Origin of the sequence: Glutamicibacter uratoxydans (assembly GCF_050753455.1) — a bacterium.
Classification (GTDB): domain Bacteria; phylum Actinomycetota; class Actinomycetes; order Actinomycetales; family Micrococcaceae; genus Glutamicibacter; species Glutamicibacter uratoxydans_A.
In genome coordinates, this window is sequence record NZ_CP192736.1 from 1,420,090 (window position 1) to 1,440,048 (window position 19,959).

Sequence of the window (19,959 nt, forward strand, 5' to 3'; positions counted from 1 at the left end):
TTTCAAGGCTCAACGCCCGTAATAACATACCGGTAAAGGTTTTCGGTCGCAGTATCAGGTCAGTGAGCACGTCGCGTTGGAAATGGATCCGTTAGCGTTGGACCTACCATGTAGGCTGGATCCTTTTAACACTGTGAGTCGGCCTCTACTTCCAGAAATAGCTATTTGTAATTCCAGTCCGGCCACCAAACTGACAGCCCAAAGACTTCCAAGCCATTCACGCATAAGTGACCTACGTACCTTTCGTACGACCTACGTAGTAATCTAATTCCGGTTTGTTAAACCAACAGTCGACGTCAGTTTCTTGTATCGACCCAATTATTGGGATACTAAGTAGGTTCAGATTTAAAAAGGAGTCACCTTGCCCTCGCACCCCTTCTATAAAGTTCCGATTCAGAAACTAAGTTCGTTCGAGTCCTTTCAGCCAGTCGAAGGTGATCGCGAGCAAATCTACACGCTCAACATTGGCGACAACATGGAACTCGGTACCTACGTCGGTTTTTCTAAGACCGGTTCGGACGTGTTGCGCATAGCATTTCATGCCGCTAAGACATCGAAAGAAGCACGTGGGCACAAGTTCTCTCCGCTGGGTATGTCGCGGAACTCGGGTGATTCATTCATTCTCTTCTCGGACCCGACCTTGACGATCAGCGACAGGTCACTTCTTGCTTGGTATCTGGGCACTCCTGACGTCAATCCGGACGACTGGATGGAGCTTCTCGTCCGTCGAATGATGCAAGCTTGTAAGGCAAAGTTCCTCATCGTGGAAGGGTCTTCCGGTGGCGGATATACTTCTTTGCGTTTCGCTTCCAGGTTCAACAACGCTGTTGCAGTACCGAAAATGCCTCAAACGGACCTGTTTCGCTACATGCCTGGGCCTCTTTCTATCGCTCTTCGCGATGCCGGCTGGGGAAATTGGACATACGAACGGATCCTTGAAGAATGCCCGGAGAGGTTTCGTATTGCAGACGTGTATAACGACCCCGCGTGGCATAGAAACAACCTTGTCCAGTACGTGCAGAACATGGGTGACACTTCGCATGTTGATGGCCAGTTGAGGCCGTTCATGCGCGAAGTTGGCGCGTCGCACGAAAGTGCATTCTCAGTGCTGCGGGGGCAATTCGCAATTTCTAGGCCGTTCACTGGCGGGGGGCACGTTAATATGCCGCCAGAGTACTGGCACGCAGAAAATTCTTTCGCAATGAATCGCCTACGTAGCGCTCGCGCCAATGTCACGCCCGAGGATAGGTGGCAACGGCCAGCCAATCGTGTCATTCCTGAGCATCTAAAAGCCGTGCGGGCCGAGAACCTAGCTCAGCATCCAGACCTCAACAAAACTTGGTAAGGTCAGACGCTTCATGATTGACACCTATTTGGACAGGGACTCTGCAAAATGTTAAATCCAAGAAGACGCGACACAGAACAATATATTGACGATGGGGTGTCTCGTTTCAAAAACCTTGAATCCTTTCTATCTAGACGCATCCGACCGGGTTTATCTTCGATCATGGAAACCAACCGCTGGTTTGACTTCTTCTATGAAGATCGTGGATCGAAAGTCACCTTTGTAGTTTTTCCAGCGGCTGTGCCTTCTTCGTTTGAAACGTATCCGTTCTTCACCAGCCGCTCCATGGCCGAAAAGCTCGGCGCGAATTACTTATGCTTTGCTGACCCATCAGTTGGTGGCAACGAAGGCCTATCAACATTCTGGTACTTGAATACTCGAAGAGTCCGAACTCAGACCTTGGTCCCAGCTATTGTGCGTCATGCACTCCAAACCGGTTCTGGTGAGAAGCTTCTATTTTTCGGTTCCTCCGCGGGCGGTTTCGGGGCTCTCATGTACAGTTCGATGTTCCCAAGTTCGTCATGCTTGGTGATGAATCCTCGAATTGATTTATTGGTACCTCCTGTTTGGTTCGACGAATATGCTTCATTCGTGTACCCAGGATGGGACACCGTAAAACTTAGAAACAAGCTTCCTACTAACGTGGCTAAGTTCTATGCTCTCCCTCCAGGTAATCGAGTGGTCTACTTACAAAACAGACAAGACAAGAATTACTTCGAGAACCACTATCCTCAGTTTTCGTCAGTAGTGAAGGGCCGGAGCGATGCCGAGTTCGTACTGGGCGATTGGGGTGTTGGACATGTAGTGCCGCCCCGTGATGAGTACATGCCTCGTCTTCGGAGAATGGTAGCGCGTCTTCTGACATAAGCTAAGCCAAGTAGTGTTCCTAAATAGGTATGGCTTCCTGACTTCGAAAGCGGTTCTGAAAAAGCATTGGTCACGGCGCGTTTAATCCATCCCAGCAATACCGGAATGTTATTTCTAGTGGCAGGTGCAACTCACTGATGAAGAACGTCGGCTACTCAAAGAGTATAAAGCTAATGCACCGCACAAGCTCGTGATGAAAAAGGCCGAAGCGTTGCTCTGACTTTCTCGGGATGTCGCCCCGGAAATTGTTGCGGAATTCGTGGACCGTGAGCCCTCGACCCTTCATGACTGGGTGACAGATTGGCACAAGCCGCGCATGGCCTCGTTGTTAACCGGGCATGCGGGAAACCTGAACCGCAGCTTCCTCACCGAAGAGCAACGAGAAACAGTCACCCAGATGCTCTCGTAACCGCCAGGAGATGAGTATCTTCCTGCCCAGTTCTGGGATGTTCCAAAATTGGATCACTGGTTATCGACCACGTTCAACATCGAGTACGCCTCTGATTCTTCGTATCACTTCCTGTTGCGCATGGGTGGACAGTCCTTCCATAAGCCGGAGAAATTTGACCGCAGACGAGCTGATGCAAAGGCTATTGACCTGCGGATCAAAGAAATCCGTGAAGAATTGGTTGTCCCCTTGGTTGATGAGAACACAGTGGTGTTCACTGCGGATGAGGTGTGTATCGGTCAGGAAGCAGTGGTGCGCAAGGCCTGGTATGAGAAGAACACGAAAACCGTGTTAAAAGTGGAGTGGCAGAACAGTGCCACCATCCTGGAAGCAGTGCAAACGCTGGTAGGGCTGAAGCCAGGGAAGAAAATCATGATCGTGTGGGATAACGCTTCCTGGCATAAGAACAAGCTGATCCAAGCAGAACTGGCCTCGGGGCAGACTTTGCAGGATATTCATTTGATCAATTTCCCGCCCTACGCGCCGGATCATCACCCGATTGAGCATGTGTTCAATGATGGAAGAACGCGATCAGTAATGTGCAGCGTAATGATTTTAAGTCTACGGTTGCGGCAGGGCTGTTGCGTTCTTCGATAAAACACACACCGACTAGGGGAAACCCGTCCATGACACCGGGTTGTTAATCAAGGAAATTCCTGTTAAGAATGTTTGCGACCAAGCAAAACCTTCTCCAACAGGAATTCCGTATGCAAGTATCTCTCGAGAACCTCATCGAACGCTAACACGAACTGCCGGCACTGTCCTACGACACCCTCACCACCATTCCCTCAGGCTTGATCAAAGCCCTCAAAGCCGTTGAAGATCCCCGCAGAAAACAAGGCCAACGCTACGACCTCGCATGGCTACTAGCGATCATGCTCTGCACCATCATGTGCAAACTGACCGGATATCGACAGATGAGCCGCCTCGCCGCCCGACTACCAGGCCGTGGCATCCACCGCATCCCGGATCCTTCCACCTTCCACCGTGTCAAGGGACATTGGTTTCTGCCCACGGGCGGCCACGAAAAATGCCCACCATTGGCCAACAAAACTGCCCGCTGACGGCCACCACCACTGCCCACTGTGAAAGTAATTTCCAGCCTGGCGGTGACCAACAGCAGTCCACCCCGGGAACTCGTCCTAGTGCAACGCGCTCACCCCCGCCCCGGCCAGCGCCTGAGTCAGTCGGACCGAGTCACCACTGGTCTGGCAAATATGGGCATGGTGTAGCAACCTGTCCACTGTCGCGGTAGCAAGAGTCTTTGGCATCAACTCGTCAAACCCCGCGGGGTGCAAGTTCGAGGAAATCGCTACCGAGCTCTTCTCATACGCGGCATCAACCACCCGGTAAAGCGCTTCAGCAGCGTCTTCAGGCACCGGTAACAACCCAATATCATCAATAATGACCAGGTCAGAACGCAGAATCTTGTCCACGGCTTTGCTCACTGACGCGTCGACCCGGTGTGAGCGCACGATCCCGGCAAGGCGTTCAAGGGTAAACCACGCAACTTTCAGCCCTTCATCCACCGCGTGCTGCCCCAACGCTTCGAGGAAGAACGTTTTACCAGTGCCAGAAGGGCCTGCCAGCACAAGGTTTTCCGCACGCTGAACCCATTCCAAAGTTCGTAAGGCCTGCTGCGTCGCAACCGGGATGGTTGAAAGCGTTGGATCCCATGTATCGAACGTTTTCCCAGTGGGAAACCCTGCGGCTTTGCGCCTGCTAGCGATCACCGACCGGGAACGGCCGGTTGTTTCCTCCTGAAGTAAGGCCCGCAGCACCTCGGCCGGTTCCCACCGCTGGGACTTTGCCGTGGCGAGTAGTTCGGGGGCCGCGAGGCGGGCGTGTGGCATCCTTAGGGCACGGAACTGGGCTTCGAGGTCTTCTGGAAGCGGTGGTGCGGAATTGATGCTGATCACCATTTCTACTGTTCTCCTGTCGGTTCAGTGGCCCCGAAATCGGCCCATGATCTGGTTCCTTGCGTCAAGGAACTCTGCTCACTACCCTGATGCTTCACGGGCTGATTGCCAACGACTTCACAGGCCAAGATGGAGCGTAAGTCTTCATAACCGAACCGATGATGCGTCGCAGCTAACCCGAGGGCCCGGTCCACCGCAGCAGTGCCATGTAACTTGGCAAGGCTGACCGCTTCAGCCATTTTCACCAAGATCCGGTCCGTGCCTACCGCGGCCGCTTCACACAGCCAGGTGGTGGCTCCGGCACCGATGGCGCAGAAATCTCGTTCTGCCTGGGTACGGGGCTTAGGCTCTTTCACTCCCGGAATCTTCTGCTCTTGATTCCCGGAGAAATGCTCGGATTTCACCGCCACCATCCCCGGGCCCAGCTTCAAGTGCGAGGCCACCTGTTCTGGCCCGTCAACACCTTGATGAACAATGACCACGGTGGCTTGTAAACCGACTCCCACGGTGCGCACCCACACCGTTTCACCGAGCAACCGTCCGGGCACTGAGTAGCGTGCGTTCTCATAACTGATCATGGAAGTGTTCATCGGCACCTTACGGCTTTCGCCCAGCGCGAGGGTGAACGGCTCATCCGGGATCCGGTGCAGCGCACCCTGCTCTGTAGCGGTGAGCAGGTCCATCGGTGCTTGCCCAGTGGACCGGTGTTTCTTCTGATTCACCTGCGCCATGAACTGGTCGCAAGCCTCCTCAAGCTCTTCAAAAGAGTTGTAAGCGGGGCGCAAGTTCGTCTCTGTGGGTACGAGATCCGCCTTCGCGATTTTCACCGCGTTCTCCACTCCGCCCTTCGTTGCTGGATCTCGTGGTTCACAGGTCAATACGCTCACCGAGTAGTAGCGGGCGAACGTCACCGCCGACCTGTTACGCACCGGGATACCGGCTACATGCATCACCGTCACGGTTTTCTCGTTATCGGTCAACACATACGTCGGCGCACCACCCAACAGCCGGAAGGTGCGGTCCAAAGCGGCGAACACGGTAGGCCCCTGCCGGTCAGGCAACGCGAGCACAACCCGGAAGCGAGACCAAGCCAACCAGGCGACGAACAGCACGGTTTTCACGCCGTTCACCACTGGCCCATCACCGAAATCGTACTGAAGCCACAACCCTGGCTCGGTCACCCACGGCAGATGATTGCGCTGATTGCCTAGCCGATAGGAACGCTTCAGCTCGGCCACCGATCGGCGGGTGGAACGTTCAGAACCGGTGTAGCCCATGCTGATGAGTTTTTCGTGGACTTTATCGGCACGGATCAGGCCCGAAGACTCACCAATGAGCTGCTCAATTATTACCCGGTACTCATCGGTGATTTTTGTGCGGGGTTTCATCCCAGGAATCGGAGCGCCTGAATTACGGGCTTTGACGTGCTTAGCAACGGTGTGGTGTGAGCAGCCGGCAAGTTCGGCGGCTGCGCGAAACGAACCGGTTCGGTCGTACGCTGCAAGAATTTCCATGATTTCTCCGTCAGACTTCATAGAGGGGCTCCTTTCAGAACCATGGGTTGATGAGTTGTTGGTACTTTTCATCAAACCCGATGGAAAGGAGCCCCGCTCTCTTCCCTCGCCGAGGTGGCATCAGGGTGAGAACAAGGTTGGTTATGAAATCAGTGGGCAAAGAGTGCTGGCCATGAGCGGGTAATTCTGCTGTCCGTCAGCGGGCAGTTTTGTTGTCCGTGTGTGGGCATTTATTTGGCCACCTATGGGCAGTTTTTCATGTCCGCTTACACACCGCCTACTGGCGGCTTTGGACCCCTCCAGCGTGCAGAAAGCGCTCACCCGCTGGGTTGCCGAACATGCACAACGGAGCAACACCAGCGCTCTGCTGGCCGAAGCGATCAGCATCGACGGCAAGGAACTACGTAGCGCCAAACATGGTGTTAACCAGCGTGTTCACTTACTCTCAGCCTGCACCCATGACACCGGCACGATCCTGGGACAAGTCGATGTTAACGCGAAAACCAATGAGATCAGTCGGCTACCTGAACTGTTGGAGGACCTCTCCGAGCAATACGATCTGACTGGACGAACCATCACCCTGGATGCTTTACATACTCAGAGGGACACCGCGAAGCTCATTACCCACACGTACCAAGCGCACTACGTATTCACGTTGAAGGGCAACCAACCCACGCTCCATGCTCAAGTTAAAGATTTGCCGTGGAAGCAGGTACCGGTCACGGATACCACGATCGACACGAGTCACGGGCGTTTGGTGATCCGTAAACTGCAGCTCGCGACGGTCAAGGAGCGGATGTTGCCAGCTTGGCCCGGACTCAAGCAGGTCGGACGGATAACCCGAGAACGGATTCGCAACGGGGTGACGAGCACTGAAGTCGTTTACGTGCTCACGAGCCTTCCTTCGTTTCTGGCTGGTCCTGCCTATCTTGCTGACGCTATTCGAGGTCATTGGAGCGTAGAGAACAAAGTGCACTGGGTGCGGGATGTGACGTTCAACGAGGATAAGAATCAGGTGCGTACCGGGTTTGCTCCCCGGAATTTAGCGGCGTTAACCAATGCGGTGCTCACAGCATTTCGGATGATTGGGGTGAAGAATATCGCTGAAACCGCGTCGGAATTGCATGCGTCGCATCGATTGATCCGTCAGGTGTTAGAGGCGGTGTGAGGGATCACTTTTTAGAACGCAACGACCCTGATTCGGGGTGCCATTCGTGCCTTTTTAGGACCCCGGTGTCCACAGGGCTTCCGCAAAGTCGTGAGTGACCTCCACCACTAACCCTCTACGCGGATTTCACCTAACAGCAGCCCGGCCATGAACTCCGGATCCCGCCCAGCCCTGCGCCGCGACTCGGCGACCCGATCAAACCCGGCCAGCCGCAACAACGACAACACCAAATTCGCCAAAGACGCAGCCACCCTCGCCGCCGTTCCACGCCTAATCTGATTCTTGTCCTCATTAAACCCCACGTCACGCACCCAATGGACCTTGTTCTCGATACCCCAATGATTCACCAGCATCCGATTGACCACCGACACATTCGCCATGCCCGGGGCTAGTGAAGTCACCACGTAAACAGTCTCGCTATTCGTTTTCCCGTGTGCTGTCCGTTGGCTGAAACGGGTCAGCTGACCAACCTGCAAAGCCCACGGCCACGCGATCTTCAACGCTCCTACCGGTTGCACCAGTTTCAACTCACGACGTACGTACCGGCCATGATCCCAATCCTCAATCACATCGCTCACTGGGATCTGCTCCCAAGCATGCTCAGCGCATTCAGCCTGCAGGGACGGTTGGTTACCCTTCACCGTCATCACGTATTCACACCCGTAAGAACGAATCAGCATGGCGGTGTCCCTCTGGGTATGCAACGCGTCAACAGTGAGCACCGCACCAGATAGGTAGCCAGGCTGATTCTCATCGATGGTGCGCAACAGGTTCTTCAAGTAGGGGATCTCATTAGACTTTTCCCTTACTGCTACCTGGCCCAGGACAGCACCCGTCTGCTGGTCGGCTGCAGCAAGGTTATGACTCCGAGTGCCGGTACCGTGTTTAGCACTACGTGATTCCTTGCCATCGGCACTGAACGTCTTGAAATCAGCGTATTTCTTCACCCCACGCACCACTTTGCGCGCACCAGGCGACCGTTTGGTCAGTTGGCTGGCGACCCACCCACTGCTGGCCGTGTCCAGCTCATCAGGATTGATCAGTGCGAGGACCCGTTCGAAGGTGTCCTGTGATGGTGGGCCATGAACGAATTGTTCACCCCATGCAGGGTTTCGTTTCCACAGGTCCACCACGTATTCATACATCTGAGTGTAGCTGTGGTGGTTCGCTAGGTACGCGGCAATAGCCAACGTGAGCACCAGCTGTAAAGGGTGGCGGATCCCTCGCCGGCTACGCGGATCTTTGATACCTGCCAGGACGGTGAACAGCGGACCGTTTGGGTGCGGGTCGTGAAGTTCTGTGGCGAGGGTCGCGTCGGTGAATTGGCGTTGGAGCAGGGTGATCAGGGAAGATAGCAAAGGTAAAGGCTTCTGTTTGGTTCTATTGTTTCGCAACTCCAGAATTAACAGAGGCCTTTGCTGTATCGCGATTTAATGACGTTTAATGACTTCACCTAGTCAGATAGTGGTTTGGGGTGTGCGCCCGGACTTTGCGGTAACCCTGTGAACACCGGCGCCCCGGTGGGGTCCGATACCCAGGTTTCCATGCTCGCCGGGGTGGGGAACTTCAACCTGGTGGAGTACTGTTTGCCGGTGTACTTCGTCCCTTGGTAGGTGCGGGCATGCCCATCCACATAAAACAATTCCAACCCGTCCCCGGCGGCGTCCAACCGGTGCAGGTGATGGCGGGCCAACGCTTCAACCAGATCCGTCGCTTTGCCTTCCGCGGCCAGTTCCTGGTGTTTACGGCGCACGGTTTGCACCTCCGGGGCCCGGTCCATGCCCAGGATCCTGCCGAACGCGACCGGGTCTAACTGGGTCGCTCCCTCCGCCCGGGGTTCACCGGCCAGGGTACGGAACACGGTGTCCAGGACCATCGTATCCAGCCCATAGAACCCCGGTTTTAGACACCCATACACCTGGTGCACACACCCGCGCAGGCCCGTGGCCTCCAACACCGGTAACGCCAAGAGCAGTCCGGCGTACGGGACCCTGGCTGCGGCGGTGAACACCGGCGCGGCCTCGGTGAGTGCACCGATGGATGCGGCGACCCGCTCATGGGTTCGGGATTCCGGGGCAGCTAACAACGGCAATTCCTCCTGCACCATTGGCTGGGGTTCCCTACCAAGGGCATCGGTTACCGGGGTGACTGTTGGGTGTTCCTGTGGCCGGTGGCCGGTGGCTGGGTCCAGCCTCATGGCCCGGCGGACACTGAATTCCGAAACCCCCGCCTGTTCGGCGGCGGCACGGTTCGATAGCCCGGAAGCCTTCAGTTCGTGGATCTGGGTGATCAGTTCGGGGGTGAGTTTGGAGTTGCTTTGCGGTCCGGGTTTGTCGCTGATCAATCCGGCGATCCCTGACGTAGTCACCGAGGCTTTCCACCGCCACAAGGTCCCGGTGGAAACACCGAATGCGGTGGCGATCACCCCGGCGCTGGCTGCCCGCAGGGTCAACAGGTTCACAGCCGCGAAGCGGCGGGTTTCCTGATCCTCGGCATCCCACACATGGGTCAGCAGACCATGGATGAACACCTGCCCACCATGTTCATCTTGGACCAGTTCCGTGGCCGCGCCGATCAGGGTTCCCGGCCCGGTAGGAGCGAAGGTCAGGGGTGGTTGTGTCGTCATTAAACCCATTGTTCCACCCCACCAAAACACTAGTAATCGTCTTAATGATTATATCTCAACAGTGGTGGGATTAACAGGCTCGAGCGGGTGAACTTCCCCGAAATCCCGGGGAACTTCAGCAGACGAGGAGGAACCGATAACCAGAGCCCTGATACCCCTGCGGACGTGCATTTCGGGATGACCGGACATGTTGAGGACCAGCGCCTGACCGCGCTGGCGAAGGCGTGGGAGGAACACCCCGAACGGTTCGGTCAGCGACGTGTGCCGAAGAAACTACAACTGCCTGCGGCCGCGTGGATCAACGAACCGGTGAAGCAGGAGGAAGGTGAAGAAATGCTCGCGGTTTAGCACCCTTTGGTCTCACTTGACTTGAAAATTTCCGTACGCGCGGTGGCAGGGAGTTACTCATGCCTTGACTGTCGCAGTATTTCATCGTCAATTTGTTCACGATGTAGTGAGACATCGTGTCCACGATGTCATGAGATCGTGTGTCCACGAAGTGATGAGACAGGACAATCCCAAATAAGGGTACCTGACACCCGATTATGTTGCATGGAACATAATCGGGCACGGTTATAGGAAACCTTTTGGATTTTGATTTCGGTGGACCACACCGGTCAGAAATGCGAAGCTAGCTACAATTCCTCGATTTCTAATCCTAACCGAGCGGTACCAAGCAAGTACTCCAGAATTCGTCGTTCGTTGGCGTGAAGTTCCGCTGATGGTGGAAGCACGATAGTTCCAGCATCCAGATCTTCTGCAAATAGGCAAGCTATCGCAATTAGTGGAAACCAGCCCTTATTTCCGGATGCAACCGTATGTAACCATGCGTTCGAAGCTACGGTAATCCCGTTGACTCGGCGTATTGCGCCACTAGCTTGGTCCGAGCGTAAAATCTCCAAAAAAGCTACTTCTTGGTTGTTCGGCTTCAGCAGCTGTTCAGGAACCGTTTCATTTGAAACGATGCGCAATTTCCGTTCGCCAATAGGTAGAGCTTTTGGGTAGTACTCAATAGGTTGGATGTCGAGCTGAACGGGTTTTGCAGCGGCTTTTATTGCAGTCGCTACAGCAGGAGAAAACTTGTGGGGCATGGATACTGGCCCACCAAAGCTGTCCCCGAAAACTAAGTATGCCGCGATGGCTTGGCGATCCCAATGGCGGTTCTTGGGGGCAGAATCAATCCATAAATGACTAATTCTCGGAGTACCATCATAGTCTTCTGGTTCAGCTAAGAACCCCGTGGGCCCATGTAGTTCACTAAGCCACTTTATAATCATAATATATCGCTCTTTTATTTATTTGAAGTTGATTCCAAAATAGGATATTCTAATTTTTTGTTATTTACAGCCAAAACTGCCCGCTTATCTTCTAATAGCAGATGAAGCATTTCATGAGCAGAGTAACAATTCAAAAATTCGCAATAATTCAACCGATTACCCTGCTTTATTTTTATTATTTCCTTATCTGAATTGACTATACTTTGATATTCTTTTTCACTTATATTTCGAACGATTACTGCGACACAAGTATTGTCCGAATCTTCAAGAAGCATCTGGGCATTTTCAGACAAGTAGTTTTGAATCAATTGCTCCGAATCATCAGAATTATCGTAGAAAGCTGACGTTAAATCATTTCGTAGAACAGCCTCAAATTCATCCACATGCCCTGACTTTGTCAGACTCATCAATTCTGCATATGAAAGTTCATGTGCAGGTGCCAAACTTCCCAAAAGTTCATTGTTGCGCCAAATAGTTGGAAATTCTGGACCTAAATTATTTTTTAAAATTTTAGGGGAAATAAATTTTCTTGCCACAAGATGATCGGGAAGATAAGGCAGCAAAACATTAAGTTGCTCGGCGTGTCGGATTTCTGTCCAGTCATTCGCCCCTCGCTCCTCCTTCATTTTATTCTTGCCCCAAGCTGAAGTCTCGAAAGAGAACATTTGACGCGTCTGACGTGCAGCCAATTTTTGAGTATGTTCATCGGTGACGGTAATTTGTCCTGGATGAAGCCTGCGCAACATTAAAATCTCGCCGCAGTGAACAAATTTGAATCCGCTGCGCACCATACGAAGCGCGAGATTATTGTCCACGCCGCTAGTTAAAGATTCGTCATAGCCGAGCGAACGAATTATATCGGTCTCTACCATCCAAGTGCCATGGCCAGGAGCACCGCCGGTCTCATCAATAGTCCCTGGGTTGAGCGCCTTGGTTCTAAAGAGGTGCATCTGTCCAGTCTCGTCATCGAAGTTAACGAATGCACCGAAAGTCCCATGGATTCCTGCTTCAATGACATCTAGCTGTGCCTGCAACCTCCAAGGTGTCATTAAATCGTCATCATCGTGAACCGCTGTGTAGGTACCGCGAGATTCACGTGCGGCTAGATTGCGAGCAGACGCGACGCCTCGTTGCTCTTGGTAAAAGTACCGAATACGCGGATCGCTAAAACTTTCAACGATGGACTTAGTCTCATCAGTCGAGCCATCGTCAACTACGACAATCTCAAAATCTTGCATGGTTTGCCCAAGCACCGAGAGAATGCTTTGAGTGAGATATTCTGCTCTGTTATGGGTTGCGATGGCCACCGAGACCAGCGGTGGAGCAGATTGAAGACGATGCTCCCACAAATGAGTGTTCCGTATAAAGGTTTTGTCTGAGTAAACTATATCCTTATTAAACTGAATCGCTTCTCGCGCATCAGCTGTCACTTCAATCTGAGCTCGGGTTGGCTGGTGCCACATATGATACATGCGGACCTCAGCATCGTCTATCCAGAGCAACCGTTGACCGGCTCGTTTGGCACGTGTGGCAAAATCGATGTCTTCTCCGCCGTACGTATGCATGCGTTCATCGAGACCGCGGATTTTTGTGAAAACCTCGCGGGAAACTGCCATCATTCCACCCATACCCCAGCGAGGTCTGAGGCGAGAAACAGATTCAAAGGTTTCCCAATCAAATCCAGCCTCATATACCTCTTTGTCGCTCCACGTCGAAGGTAAATCCCTGCATTGCAATAAAATACACAATGATGGGTTCTCAAGGAGGGTTCGGCCGATGATTTCAAATGAACGAGGGCTAAACACCATATCGGCATCGGTCGACACTAGTATTTTTCCACGTGCATGGGAAAAGCCTGCATTTAACGCCCGAGATCGTGACCAGGAACCATCCGTTTCCGTATAAACATAGCGAGCGCCCGTTACTTCGATGCCTTCCTTGGTTACCTGACCGTCATCAGAACCATAGTCTGAGACGATTACTTCTCCCTTCAACGGACCAAATGAGTTGATTATACTCTTAACTGCTAGTTGAAGTCGCCTTTCTCCCCAGTTTCTAAAACCTATAACTACCGAGATATCTATATCAGTCTGCATTTGAAGTTTCTCCTGTAGCGAGCCGGAACAACGAAGAATAAGTGGAGTCTGCGCCCGGCACTATTGAATGTGCGTAAACACTGGTTACCGGATTGTATGCAAGCGGTTTTCTAGAGGGCCAAGAAAGAAACTCTATCTCTAATTTTCCACTGTTAGGTAAGTTTAACAATGGCCCCTTAAAGAGACCTTTTGAGCTGCTTTTTGGAATATAAACAAAATATGAATCTAATGCTGTCGACCAACTTATATTGAGTTTAGACGAAGCGGATTCCAGATGTGGTAACCAGCGAATTAAGGCAACGATAGAGCGCTCGGCAACCGGTCCGTCCAATAGAAATAATAGCTGGAGATCCGATTGTGTATAATTTGAATTAAGACGCAGAGTTTCCTGCGAAGAATTGGACATTCTTGCCCTACTTTCGTATGAATTTACGCAATCGATAGATAATAAATAAATTATTATTACTGTTTTATAAATTTCTTCAAAGATACGATATGCGGATAAGTACCACGAAATGGATCGTGATGCTCACTCGATTTAGTCGCGACCATATATGTCCCGAGTATAGATCTTACTAGAAACGTCATCTAGCTCAGGCGATCTGCGATTCGCTATAATGACACTTGCGCGAGATTTGAAATCATCAAGATTTTGTACTATTTCGGAATTGAAAAAACTCTCCGCATCCAAGTTAGGTTCATAAATAATTACCGGGACACCCTTGGCTTTGATTCTTTTCATGATTCCCTGAATCGCCGACTCTCGAAAATTATCTGATCCTTCCTTCATCACGAGACGGTAGATCCCAACAGTTTTTGGTGAGCGTCTTAGCACATCATCTGCAATGAAATCCTTACGTGTCCGATTGGCATCAACTATGGCGGTGATCAAATTCTGAGGAACTTCGGCGTAATTAGCTAAAAGCTGTTTAGTATCCTTGGGTAAGCAATAACCACCGTAACCAAATGATGGATTGTTATAGTGGTCACCGATGCGTTGGTCTAACCCAACACCGGTAATAATCTGTGCCGAGTCTAAACCTCTCGAAACTGCATAGGTGTCCAGCTCATTGAAATATGCAACTCGCAGGGCGAGATAGGTGTTCGAGAAAAGCTTTATAGCTTCGGCTTCCGTCGAACCCGTCAGAAGTAGCGGAACTTCACTTTTCAGGCTTCCTTGCTTCAGAAGATTTGCGAACTCTATACCCTTTTCGCCCTCATCTCCCACAACAATCCGAGATGGATAGAGATTGTCATAGAGGGCGCGCCCTTCACGTAAAAACTCGGGGGAAAAAATAATGTTCGCATTCTGATGCCTATTACGTAGCATCTCCGTAAAACCCACCGGAATCGTCGATTTAATGACAATGCATGTCTCAGGATTTTCCCTTAATGCCGCGTATGTAACGCCTTCGACGGAGGATGTATCAAAATGATTGGTCTCGGGGTCATAATTAGTGGGTGTCGCTATGACCACAAAATCGGAGTTTGCGTACGCTTCCTTGGCGTCCAGTGTCGCGTGTAGATTTAGTTGCTCCGTGACTAAATACTCAGATAGCTCTACATCGACGATTGGAGACCTCCGTTCATTAACAAGTTTAACGCGGTGTGCGTCGATATCTAGAGCGACAACTTGGTGGTGGCGTGCTAGGAGTACTGCATTTGACATCCCGACATAGCCAGTTCCAACTACGACTATCTTCATATGCTCGTCCTTCTAACATTCGTGAAGCCTTAAAATTGTTCCGTTGTGGACCGGCGTTCCCATGCGACGGTACACAAAGTTTAATTCTAACCTTGTTTGTTTAACCCAGTGGTTTCATGACGGGGCTCCGTCATTAACAAAGAAAAGGTGACCTGAACAGGGTAAATAGGAGTTGTTGAAGCTCTAAAATACCCGTTCGAAGGATCACCTTTTCGATGATCAATTCTACCCTGACTTATCCCACGCCGCGAGTTGAACTCACCGACCAGCACCTGATTTCCCACGCTGGACTGAGCGCTATGGGTGACCTGCTGAACGCTGTGGATTTCAGGGCCCTGTGCGAGGACCGGTTCTCCCAGTTCGTCCCCAAAGCTGCGATTCATCGTCCAGGGAAAATCATCGCAGACCTGGTGCTCACCCTCGCCGCCGGGGGCGAGCAGGCCTGCGATCTGGATATCCTGCGCACCAGTGCCGGGATGTTCGGCCCCGTTAGCTCCGAGGCTACGGTCAGCCGGTTCATGGGGCGGGTCAAACATATGCCCGAGGCGTTCACCTACGGGTACCAGACCATGAGTAAGACCCTGCGCTCCAGGCTCTGGGGGGCGGCCGGTGACCGGAACCCGGCGAAGCGTGCCACGAGGATCAACCCGTTAATCATCGACATTGATGCCACACTCGTTCAGGCACATTCGGACAAACAGGGCGCGGCGGGCACCTATAAGGGCGGGTACGGTTTCGCGCCTATGATCGCGAGCGTGGATTACGGGCAGGGGTATGGCACCGGAGAAATCTTGGCCGTGCTGCTGCGCTCAGGGAACATGGGCGCGAACAGCGCCAAGGACCACATCGAAGTTTTGTCGCAGGCACTGGCCGTGCTGCCCGATGACTTTTACGACGATCACGGCGTGCTGATTGGTGAGAAGCTGCTGGTGCGCACCGATTCAGCTGGTGCTTCCCGGGAATTTTTGAACCACCTGGATTCGTTGGGCCTCCAGTTCAGCACCTCGTATTCCCTGCCCGTGATTAAGGAACGCGAGATCGGGTGGATCAGTCAGAAGAAATACTGGGAACCGGCGGTTGATCAGCATGGTCAGCGGCTGCGTGATGTGTGGGTTGTGGACGCCACCGAGGTGATGAAGCTGAAGGCTTATCCGCCGAACACCCGGATCTATGTGCGGGCTGAGCCCCTGCATTCGGGAGCGAAAGCTTCTTTGTTCGATACGGACGGGAACAGGATCACCGCGTTTCTCACGAACAGCCCGTACTACAACATTGCCGAACTTGATCGCCGACATCGTGCTCGTGGACGCTGCGAGAACCGTATCAAGTCCCTGAAGCATGCCGGGCTGGGTAAGCTGCCCTATTGGTCGTTTGCCGCGAATCAGGCCTGGACGTTACTCGCGGCGCTGGCGGTCAATCTGTTGGCGTGGGTGCAACTGTCGGTGCTGCCGGTCGGGCATCAGGCATCGGTTTGGGACCTGAAGCGGTGGCGGTACCGGTTGTTTAGTATTGCGGGGAAGCTGGTGCGCAGCGGTAGACAGGCGAAGCTGCTCATCCCCAAACATGCTCCGGAAGCTGGGCTGTTCACACTCATCGGTGATGTCTGCCAGAAGCTGCATCAGCGCTGGCGGCAGGGGCACCTTATCGCCTGAATCAGGGTCCTGTTCAATAACCATGACGAGATGAAAGAGCATCAGAAGTTTCGAGGAGGTGGACCTCGACGCCCAAGGGCTGGCGCACCCCAGCCAACGCCAGCCTGCCCGAAAACAAGGATGGCCGCTGACCTACGAGAGTTTCGGGGGGTCAGCGGCCTTCAGGCAACCGATGAAACGGCTGGGTTAGGTGGTTACACTCATTTTCGAAGAGCCTGATTACCGCATGACAACTGTTTCGGCGCGAAGTGTACCAGGGTCTAATACCGAGCGTCACCAGTGAACTGGTGGCATATAGATTTTTCGTGGGTTAGCTCCAATTGCTACCCTGCCAACCTTTACCTCAGTGCGGGGTACGTTTTGAACTGGTGGCAGCAGGATCCTGCCTGACCACCAAGTCTTCTAGATATTACCGAAGAACTAGCTCGTGAGATGATCCATCTTCGAAGCTTCCTGCAACGGCGAAGCCAAAGACCAACACCAAGCAGCTAGCTCCCTAGCTATCGCGGTGTTCGCTTTGACCGGGAGCTTGCCACGCTTATCAAAAGCAATCCACCGGTCAGCAAGCCTACGGTTACCTTTAATGCTCGGCACCTCGTGGAGGAATCCACCAAATCCAATTGACGTTGCAACCGCAGCCCAGGCCGTGAATACGCTCGCTTGTGATGCCATGCAGCTTCGATCAACAGCTTACGCATATGCTTGTTTCCGGCCTTGGTAATCGGTCCCTGCACTCGCTTAGTCCCGGACGAATACTCGCTGGGCGTCAATCCCACATAGGAAGCAATCGTTGCCCCAGTGAACCGGGTGAAGTCACCAATCTCGGCAGTCAACCCAAATGCTGTGGTCGTTTGAATGCCACGCAAGCACATCAGTGCATTGATGACCGCACTGTACTCGCAGGCTTGTGCTTGAGTTTCAATGTGCTCGTCCAAACGGTTCACATGCTCCGTCAACGTCAACACGAGTTCAAGGTCAGCATCATAGGCCAACTGCGTGGCGATCTGTTCGAAGCGCTGCTTCTTCAGAAATTACCGAGCGTATTGGTGGAGAAATCCGTGTGTTGGCAGACGACATAGGTTACGACGCACGAATCGGGCGTAAGTTTTTGAACGCAGGAGTGGGGTTCGGTGGCGGTTGCCTGCCCAAGGATATTCGCGCGCTACAGACCCGCGTCAGCGAACTTGGGATGGATCGCACCATGTCGTTCTTACACGAGATCGATCAGATAAATCTGCGCCTTAGGGAAAGTGTAATAGACCTTACGAAAGCTATTCTCAAGGATGTTGCAGGAAAAAAGTCGCAGTACTGGGTACCACGTTTAAGCCGAACAGCGACGATGTTCGCGATTCTCCGGTACTTGAGGTTGCCTCTCAAATTTATAACGCAGGTGCGGACGTACATGTTTATGACCCGCAGGGGAAGAAAAACTCTGCTTCATTTTCCTAGACTTAGATATAGCGAATCACTCGAGACAGCCTTGCAGGACGCTGACTTGGTGCTCCTTCTGACTGAATGGCAAGTATACAAGGAAATCAACCCTTCACATTCATTGGCACTGGTATCGCAACCTAATATAGTCGACGGAAGGAATGCACTAGACACTTCCGCTTGGGAAATGGCAGGATAAAAATTCTATGCGCTAGGGAAGAAGACGGATGATCTTTGTATTTCGTGAATAACTCCTCGAATAAATATAAAACAATTCACGCTCTGACATACAAAGAAAGCCAAGAACCTTAATTCCTATCAAATATTAAATTAATCAACAGAATTATCAGTTTAACTAAATGACTTAAAATATACTAGGAGAAAGATGTCTGGAGATTATTCTTCTTTGACAAAGTTCGTTCGCGAAACGATTGTTGAACCAAGGCTGGAATTCAATCATCTTAAAACGACGAAATCGGCGATCAATAGTATAATCAATGAATTTCAGAAATTGGGCTGGACTACGGAGCATGTAGAGAACACCAAATCCAAAGTCCCCAAGCACAGAATTATCTCGAAGGATGGAAGCATAATTCTCTCTATGAGCAGTGCGAAAGTTTTTCGTCATCCTATGTATACGGAACAAATTTGTCAGCGAAAGCATCTGACAAAGCGGATGCTAGCTTTTGAAAAATTACCGATTCCTGCTGGATCTGATTTTTCGCCAACGGAAAAAAATATTGCGCGAGCCTTTTTCGGAAAAATCCCAAAACCCGTAGTTATCAAGCCAACCAATTCTGGTGGTTCGCATGGTGTCACAGTTGGGGTATTGACGATAGAGGACTTTGAGTCTGCGTGGAATTTTGCCATCGATGAAGGTGGAAGTAATTCCAGCGTGCTCATTGAAGAGTTTGTTCGGGGTATTGAGTTACGTGTCTTGGTTATCGGCGACCAAGTTGTAAGCATAGTCGCACGGATACAGCCCTTTGTTGTGGGCGACGGTAAATCGGAACTCAGTTTTCTGATCAAGGAAGCAGAAAATGCGCGGAAAGTACACTATAGGGCCATGCAGCTTCCTGTAGTCATCGACTGGAATTTTGTATCTAAACGTGGCTATTCCAGCGAATCGGTCCCTAAGGAAGGAGATATAGTTTTCCTAAATCCCTTGAGTCTCCTTGCCAACGGCGCTTTCTACGTCGACATAACTGATTCGGTTTGCGGTCCGATTAAAAGCATGGCAGTAAACGCCCGAAAGGCAATTCCAGGTTTAGAAGTAGGTGGCATAGATATTCTGGTTGAAGATATCAACGATGTCACCACGGCTGTAATATTGGAGGTGAACACTGCCCCTTCGCTTAATATACATAGATATGCAACTCATGGGCAGCCACGAGCTGTAGATCTCGATATTGTGGAATATTTTCACGCACAGAGCTTAAGTAGTGTTTTAACTAAGTAATGTTCTCTATCGGGACTTCGGTAACAGTTCTGTACCAGGACATCGGTGACTGTTCCGCGATTAAAGTGGTAACACTTCGTCAGGATCTTTAACCCCAAGGGGAACCACACAGCCCACCCAACGGCACAAAGACCAATGGGTGGGCTGATGAACTGGAAAGTGTGAAAAATGATCCAGTTGACCCGACGATACGCCTTGCCATCGCCCGATGGCCAGACGACGCACCCAGAAGGCGCTGTCACCGCCTTCTGCACCGAACACGAAATCAGCCGCAAAACGTTCTACCAAATCCTGAAACGAGCCCGAACCGAAGGCCAAGCCGCAGCGTTGGAGCCCCGCTCACGACGCCCGAAAACCTCCCCGAACACCACAAGCGAAGCCATCAAAGACCAGGCTGTGGCCATGCGCGCGACCCTGGAAAAGTCCGGATGGGATCAGGGTTCTGGTTATCG

The 19,959-nt window shown here is 52.0% G+C and carries 16 protein-coding genes and 4 pseudogenes; 12 read left to right on the forward strand and 8 right to left on the reverse strand.

Features of this window, described 5'->3' with window-relative positions; all coding sequences use genetic code 11:
- Positions 1-361: 361 nt before the first annotated feature.
- From ACQQZ8_RS06430 to ACQQZ8_RS06445, 4 genes and pseudogenes are all read left to right on the forward strand, one after another.
- Positions 362-1,345, forward strand: coding sequence for a hypothetical protein (locus tag ACQQZ8_RS06430; protein ID WP_431711849.1), 984 nt, complete (start codon positions 362-364; stop codon positions 1,343-1,345).
- 162 nt (positions 1,346-1,507) lie between these two features.
- Positions 1,508-2,212, forward strand: a complete 705-nt coding sequence (locus tag ACQQZ8_RS06435) for a hypothetical protein (protein WP_431711850.1) — start codon at positions 1,508-1,510, stop codon at positions 2,210-2,212.
- 124 nt (positions 2,213-2,336) lie between these two features.
- Positions 2,337-3,304: pseudogene (locus ACQQZ8_RS06440) on the forward strand (transposase).
- Positions 3,305-3,454: 150 nt separating this feature from the next.
- A complete protein-coding gene (locus ACQQZ8_RS06445) occupies positions 3,455-3,724 on the forward strand; it encodes a transposase family protein (protein WP_431711851.1) in 270 nt (89 codons plus the stop codon).
- 78 nt (positions 3,725-3,802) lie between these two features.
- Here ACQQZ8_RS06445 and istB read toward each other — a convergent pair whose 3' ends face one another.
- Both istB and istA read right to left on the reverse strand, forming a co-directional pair.
- Positions 3,803-4,582 carry an IS21-like element helper ATPase IstB gene (gene istB / locus ACQQZ8_RS06450; protein ID WP_431710131.1) on the reverse strand — a complete coding sequence of 260 codons (780 nt, stop codon included), beginning with the start codon at positions 4,580-4,582 and terminating at the stop codon, positions 3,803-3,805.
- 2 nt (positions 4,583-4,584) lie between these two features.
- A complete protein-coding gene (gene istA, locus ACQQZ8_RS06455; RefSeq protein ID WP_431710132.1) occupies positions 4,585-6,114 on the reverse strand; it encodes an IS21 family transposase in 1,530 nt (509 codons plus the stop codon).
- A 283-nt stretch (positions 6,115-6,397) separates the two neighbouring features.
- Here istA and ACQQZ8_RS06460 point away from each other — a divergent pair, with 283 nt between their 5' ends.
- A complete protein-coding gene (locus ACQQZ8_RS06460; RefSeq protein ID WP_431711852.1) occupies positions 6,398-7,261 on the forward strand; it encodes an ISAs1 family transposase in 864 nt (287 codons plus the stop codon).
- Between the two features lie 107 nt (positions 7,262-7,368).
- Here the strand turns inward: ACQQZ8_RS06460 and ACQQZ8_RS06465 are convergent, their stop codons facing one another.
- Both ACQQZ8_RS06465 and ACQQZ8_RS06470 read right to left on the reverse strand, forming a co-directional pair.
- Entirely contained in the window at positions 7,369-8,619 is a 1,251-nt protein-coding gene (locus tag ACQQZ8_RS06465) for an ISAs1 family transposase (RefSeq protein ID WP_431711853.1), read from the reverse strand.
- Positions 8,620-8,714: 95 nt separating this feature from the next.
- On the reverse strand, positions 8,715-9,887 hold the full coding sequence (locus ACQQZ8_RS06470; RefSeq protein WP_431711854.1) for a putative transposase: 1,173 nt from the start codon (positions 9,885-9,887) through the stop codon (positions 8,715-8,717).
- A 153-nt stretch (positions 9,888-10,040) separates the two neighbouring features.
- Between ACQQZ8_RS06470 and ACQQZ8_RS06475 the strand changes: the two are divergent.
- Positions 10,041-10,235: pseudogene (locus tag ACQQZ8_RS06475) on the forward strand (IS3-like element ISAar44 family transposase); the annotation flags it as partial.
- A gap of 287 nt (positions 10,236-10,522) precedes the next feature.
- On the opposite strand, the gene ACQQZ8_RS06480 reads toward ACQQZ8_RS06475, so the two are convergent.
- The 3 genes from ACQQZ8_RS06480 to ACQQZ8_RS06490 form a co-directional block, all read right to left on the reverse strand.
- A complete protein-coding gene (locus ACQQZ8_RS06480; protein ID WP_431711855.1) occupies positions 10,523-11,164 on the reverse strand; it encodes a hypothetical protein in 642 nt (213 codons plus the stop codon).
- Between the two features lie 14 nt (positions 11,165-11,178).
- Entirely contained in the window at positions 11,179-13,260 is a 2,082-nt protein-coding gene (locus ACQQZ8_RS06485; protein ID WP_431711856.1) for a glycosyltransferase, read from the reverse strand.
- A gap of 538 nt (positions 13,261-13,798) precedes the next feature.
- Positions 13,799-14,965: a nucleotide sugar dehydrogenase gene (locus ACQQZ8_RS06490; RefSeq protein WP_431711857.1), complete on the reverse strand. Its 1,167-nt coding sequence runs from the start codon at positions 14,963-14,965 to the stop codon at positions 13,799-13,801.
- A 215-nt stretch (positions 14,966-15,180) separates the two neighbouring features.
- Between ACQQZ8_RS06490 and ACQQZ8_RS06495 the strand changes: the two genes are divergently transcribed.
- Positions 15,181-16,617: an IS1380 family transposase gene (locus tag ACQQZ8_RS06495; protein ID WP_431711858.1), complete on the forward strand. Its 1,437-nt coding sequence runs from the start codon at positions 15,181-15,183 to the stop codon at positions 16,615-16,617.
- Between the two features lie 500 nt (positions 16,618-17,117).
- Here ACQQZ8_RS06495 and ACQQZ8_RS06500 read toward each other — a convergent pair whose 3' ends face one another.
- Positions 17,118-17,582, reverse strand: a complete 465-nt coding sequence (locus ACQQZ8_RS06500) for a transposase (protein WP_431711859.1) — start codon at positions 17,580-17,582, stop codon at positions 17,118-17,120.
- A 95-nt stretch (positions 17,583-17,677) separates the two neighbouring features.
- On the opposite strand from ACQQZ8_RS06500, the pseudogene ACQQZ8_RS06505 reads away from it, so the two are divergent.
- From ACQQZ8_RS06505 to ACQQZ8_RS06525, 5 genes and pseudogenes are all read left to right on the forward strand, one after another.
- Positions 17,678-17,791: pseudogene (locus ACQQZ8_RS06505) on the forward strand (hypothetical protein); the annotation flags it as partial.
- A gap of 134 nt (positions 17,792-17,925) precedes the next feature.
- Positions 17,926-18,066 (forward strand): UDP binding domain-containing protein, encoded by a 141-nt coding sequence (locus ACQQZ8_RS06510; protein ID WP_431712153.1) that lies wholly within the window; start codon positions 17,926-17,928, stop codon positions 18,064-18,066.
- Entirely contained in the window at positions 18,026-18,247 is a 222-nt protein-coding gene (locus ACQQZ8_RS06515) for a UDP binding domain-containing protein (protein WP_431712154.1), read from the forward strand. Before ACQQZ8_RS06510 ends, ACQQZ8_RS06515 begins: the two co-directional genes overlap by 41 nt.
- 186 nt (positions 18,248-18,433) lie before the next feature.
- Positions 18,434-19,507: a hypothetical protein gene (locus tag ACQQZ8_RS06520; protein WP_431711860.1), complete on the forward strand. Its 1,074-nt coding sequence runs from the start codon at positions 18,434-18,436 to the stop codon at positions 19,505-19,507.
- A 161-nt stretch (positions 19,508-19,668) separates the two neighbouring features.
- A pseudogene (locus ACQQZ8_RS06525) lies at positions 19,669-19,948 on the forward strand (helix-turn-helix domain-containing protein); the annotation flags it as partial.
- Positions 19,949-19,959 lie beyond the last annotated feature (11 nt).

Excerpts from the sequence above, each read along its gene's own strand:
- ACQQZ8_RS06520 (WP_431711860.1), top strand. The coding sequence starts at position 18,434 with ATGTCTGGAGATTATTCTTCTTTGACAAAGTTCGTTCGCGAAACGATT.
- ACQQZ8_RS06495 (WP_431711858.1), top strand. The coding sequence starts at position 15,181 with ATGATCAATTCTACCCTGACTTATCCCACGCCGCGAGTTGAACTCACC.
- ACQQZ8_RS06515 (WP_431712154.1), top strand. The coding sequence starts at position 18,026 with ATGACCCGCAGGGGAAGAAAAACTCTGCTTCATTTTCCTAGACTTAGA.
- ACQQZ8_RS06470 (WP_431711854.1), bottom strand. The coding sequence starts at position 9,887 with ATGACGACACAACCACCCCTGACCTTCGCTCCTACCGGGCCGGGAACC.
- istA (WP_431710132.1), bottom strand. The coding sequence starts at position 6,114 with ATGAAGTCTGACGGAGAAATCATGGAAATTCTTGCAGCGTACGACCGA.
- ACQQZ8_RS06480 (WP_431711855.1), bottom strand. The coding sequence starts at position 11,164 with ATGATTATAAAGTGGCTTAGTGAACTACATGGGCCCACGGGGTTCTTA.
- ACQQZ8_RS06485 (WP_431711856.1), bottom strand. The coding sequence starts at position 13,260 with ATGCAGACTGATATAGATATCTCGGTAGTTATAGGTTTTAGAAACTGG.
- ACQQZ8_RS06435 (WP_431711850.1), top strand. The coding sequence starts at position 1,508 with ATGGAAACCAACCGCTGGTTTGACTTCTTCTATGAAGATCGTGGATCG.
- istB (WP_431710131.1), bottom strand. The coding sequence starts at position 4,582 with ATGGTGATCAGCATCAATTCCGCACCACCGCTTCCAGAAGACCTCGAA.
- ACQQZ8_RS06490 (WP_431711857.1), bottom strand. The coding sequence starts at position 14,965 with ATGAAGATAGTCGTAGTTGGAACTGGCTATGTCGGGATGTCAAATGCA.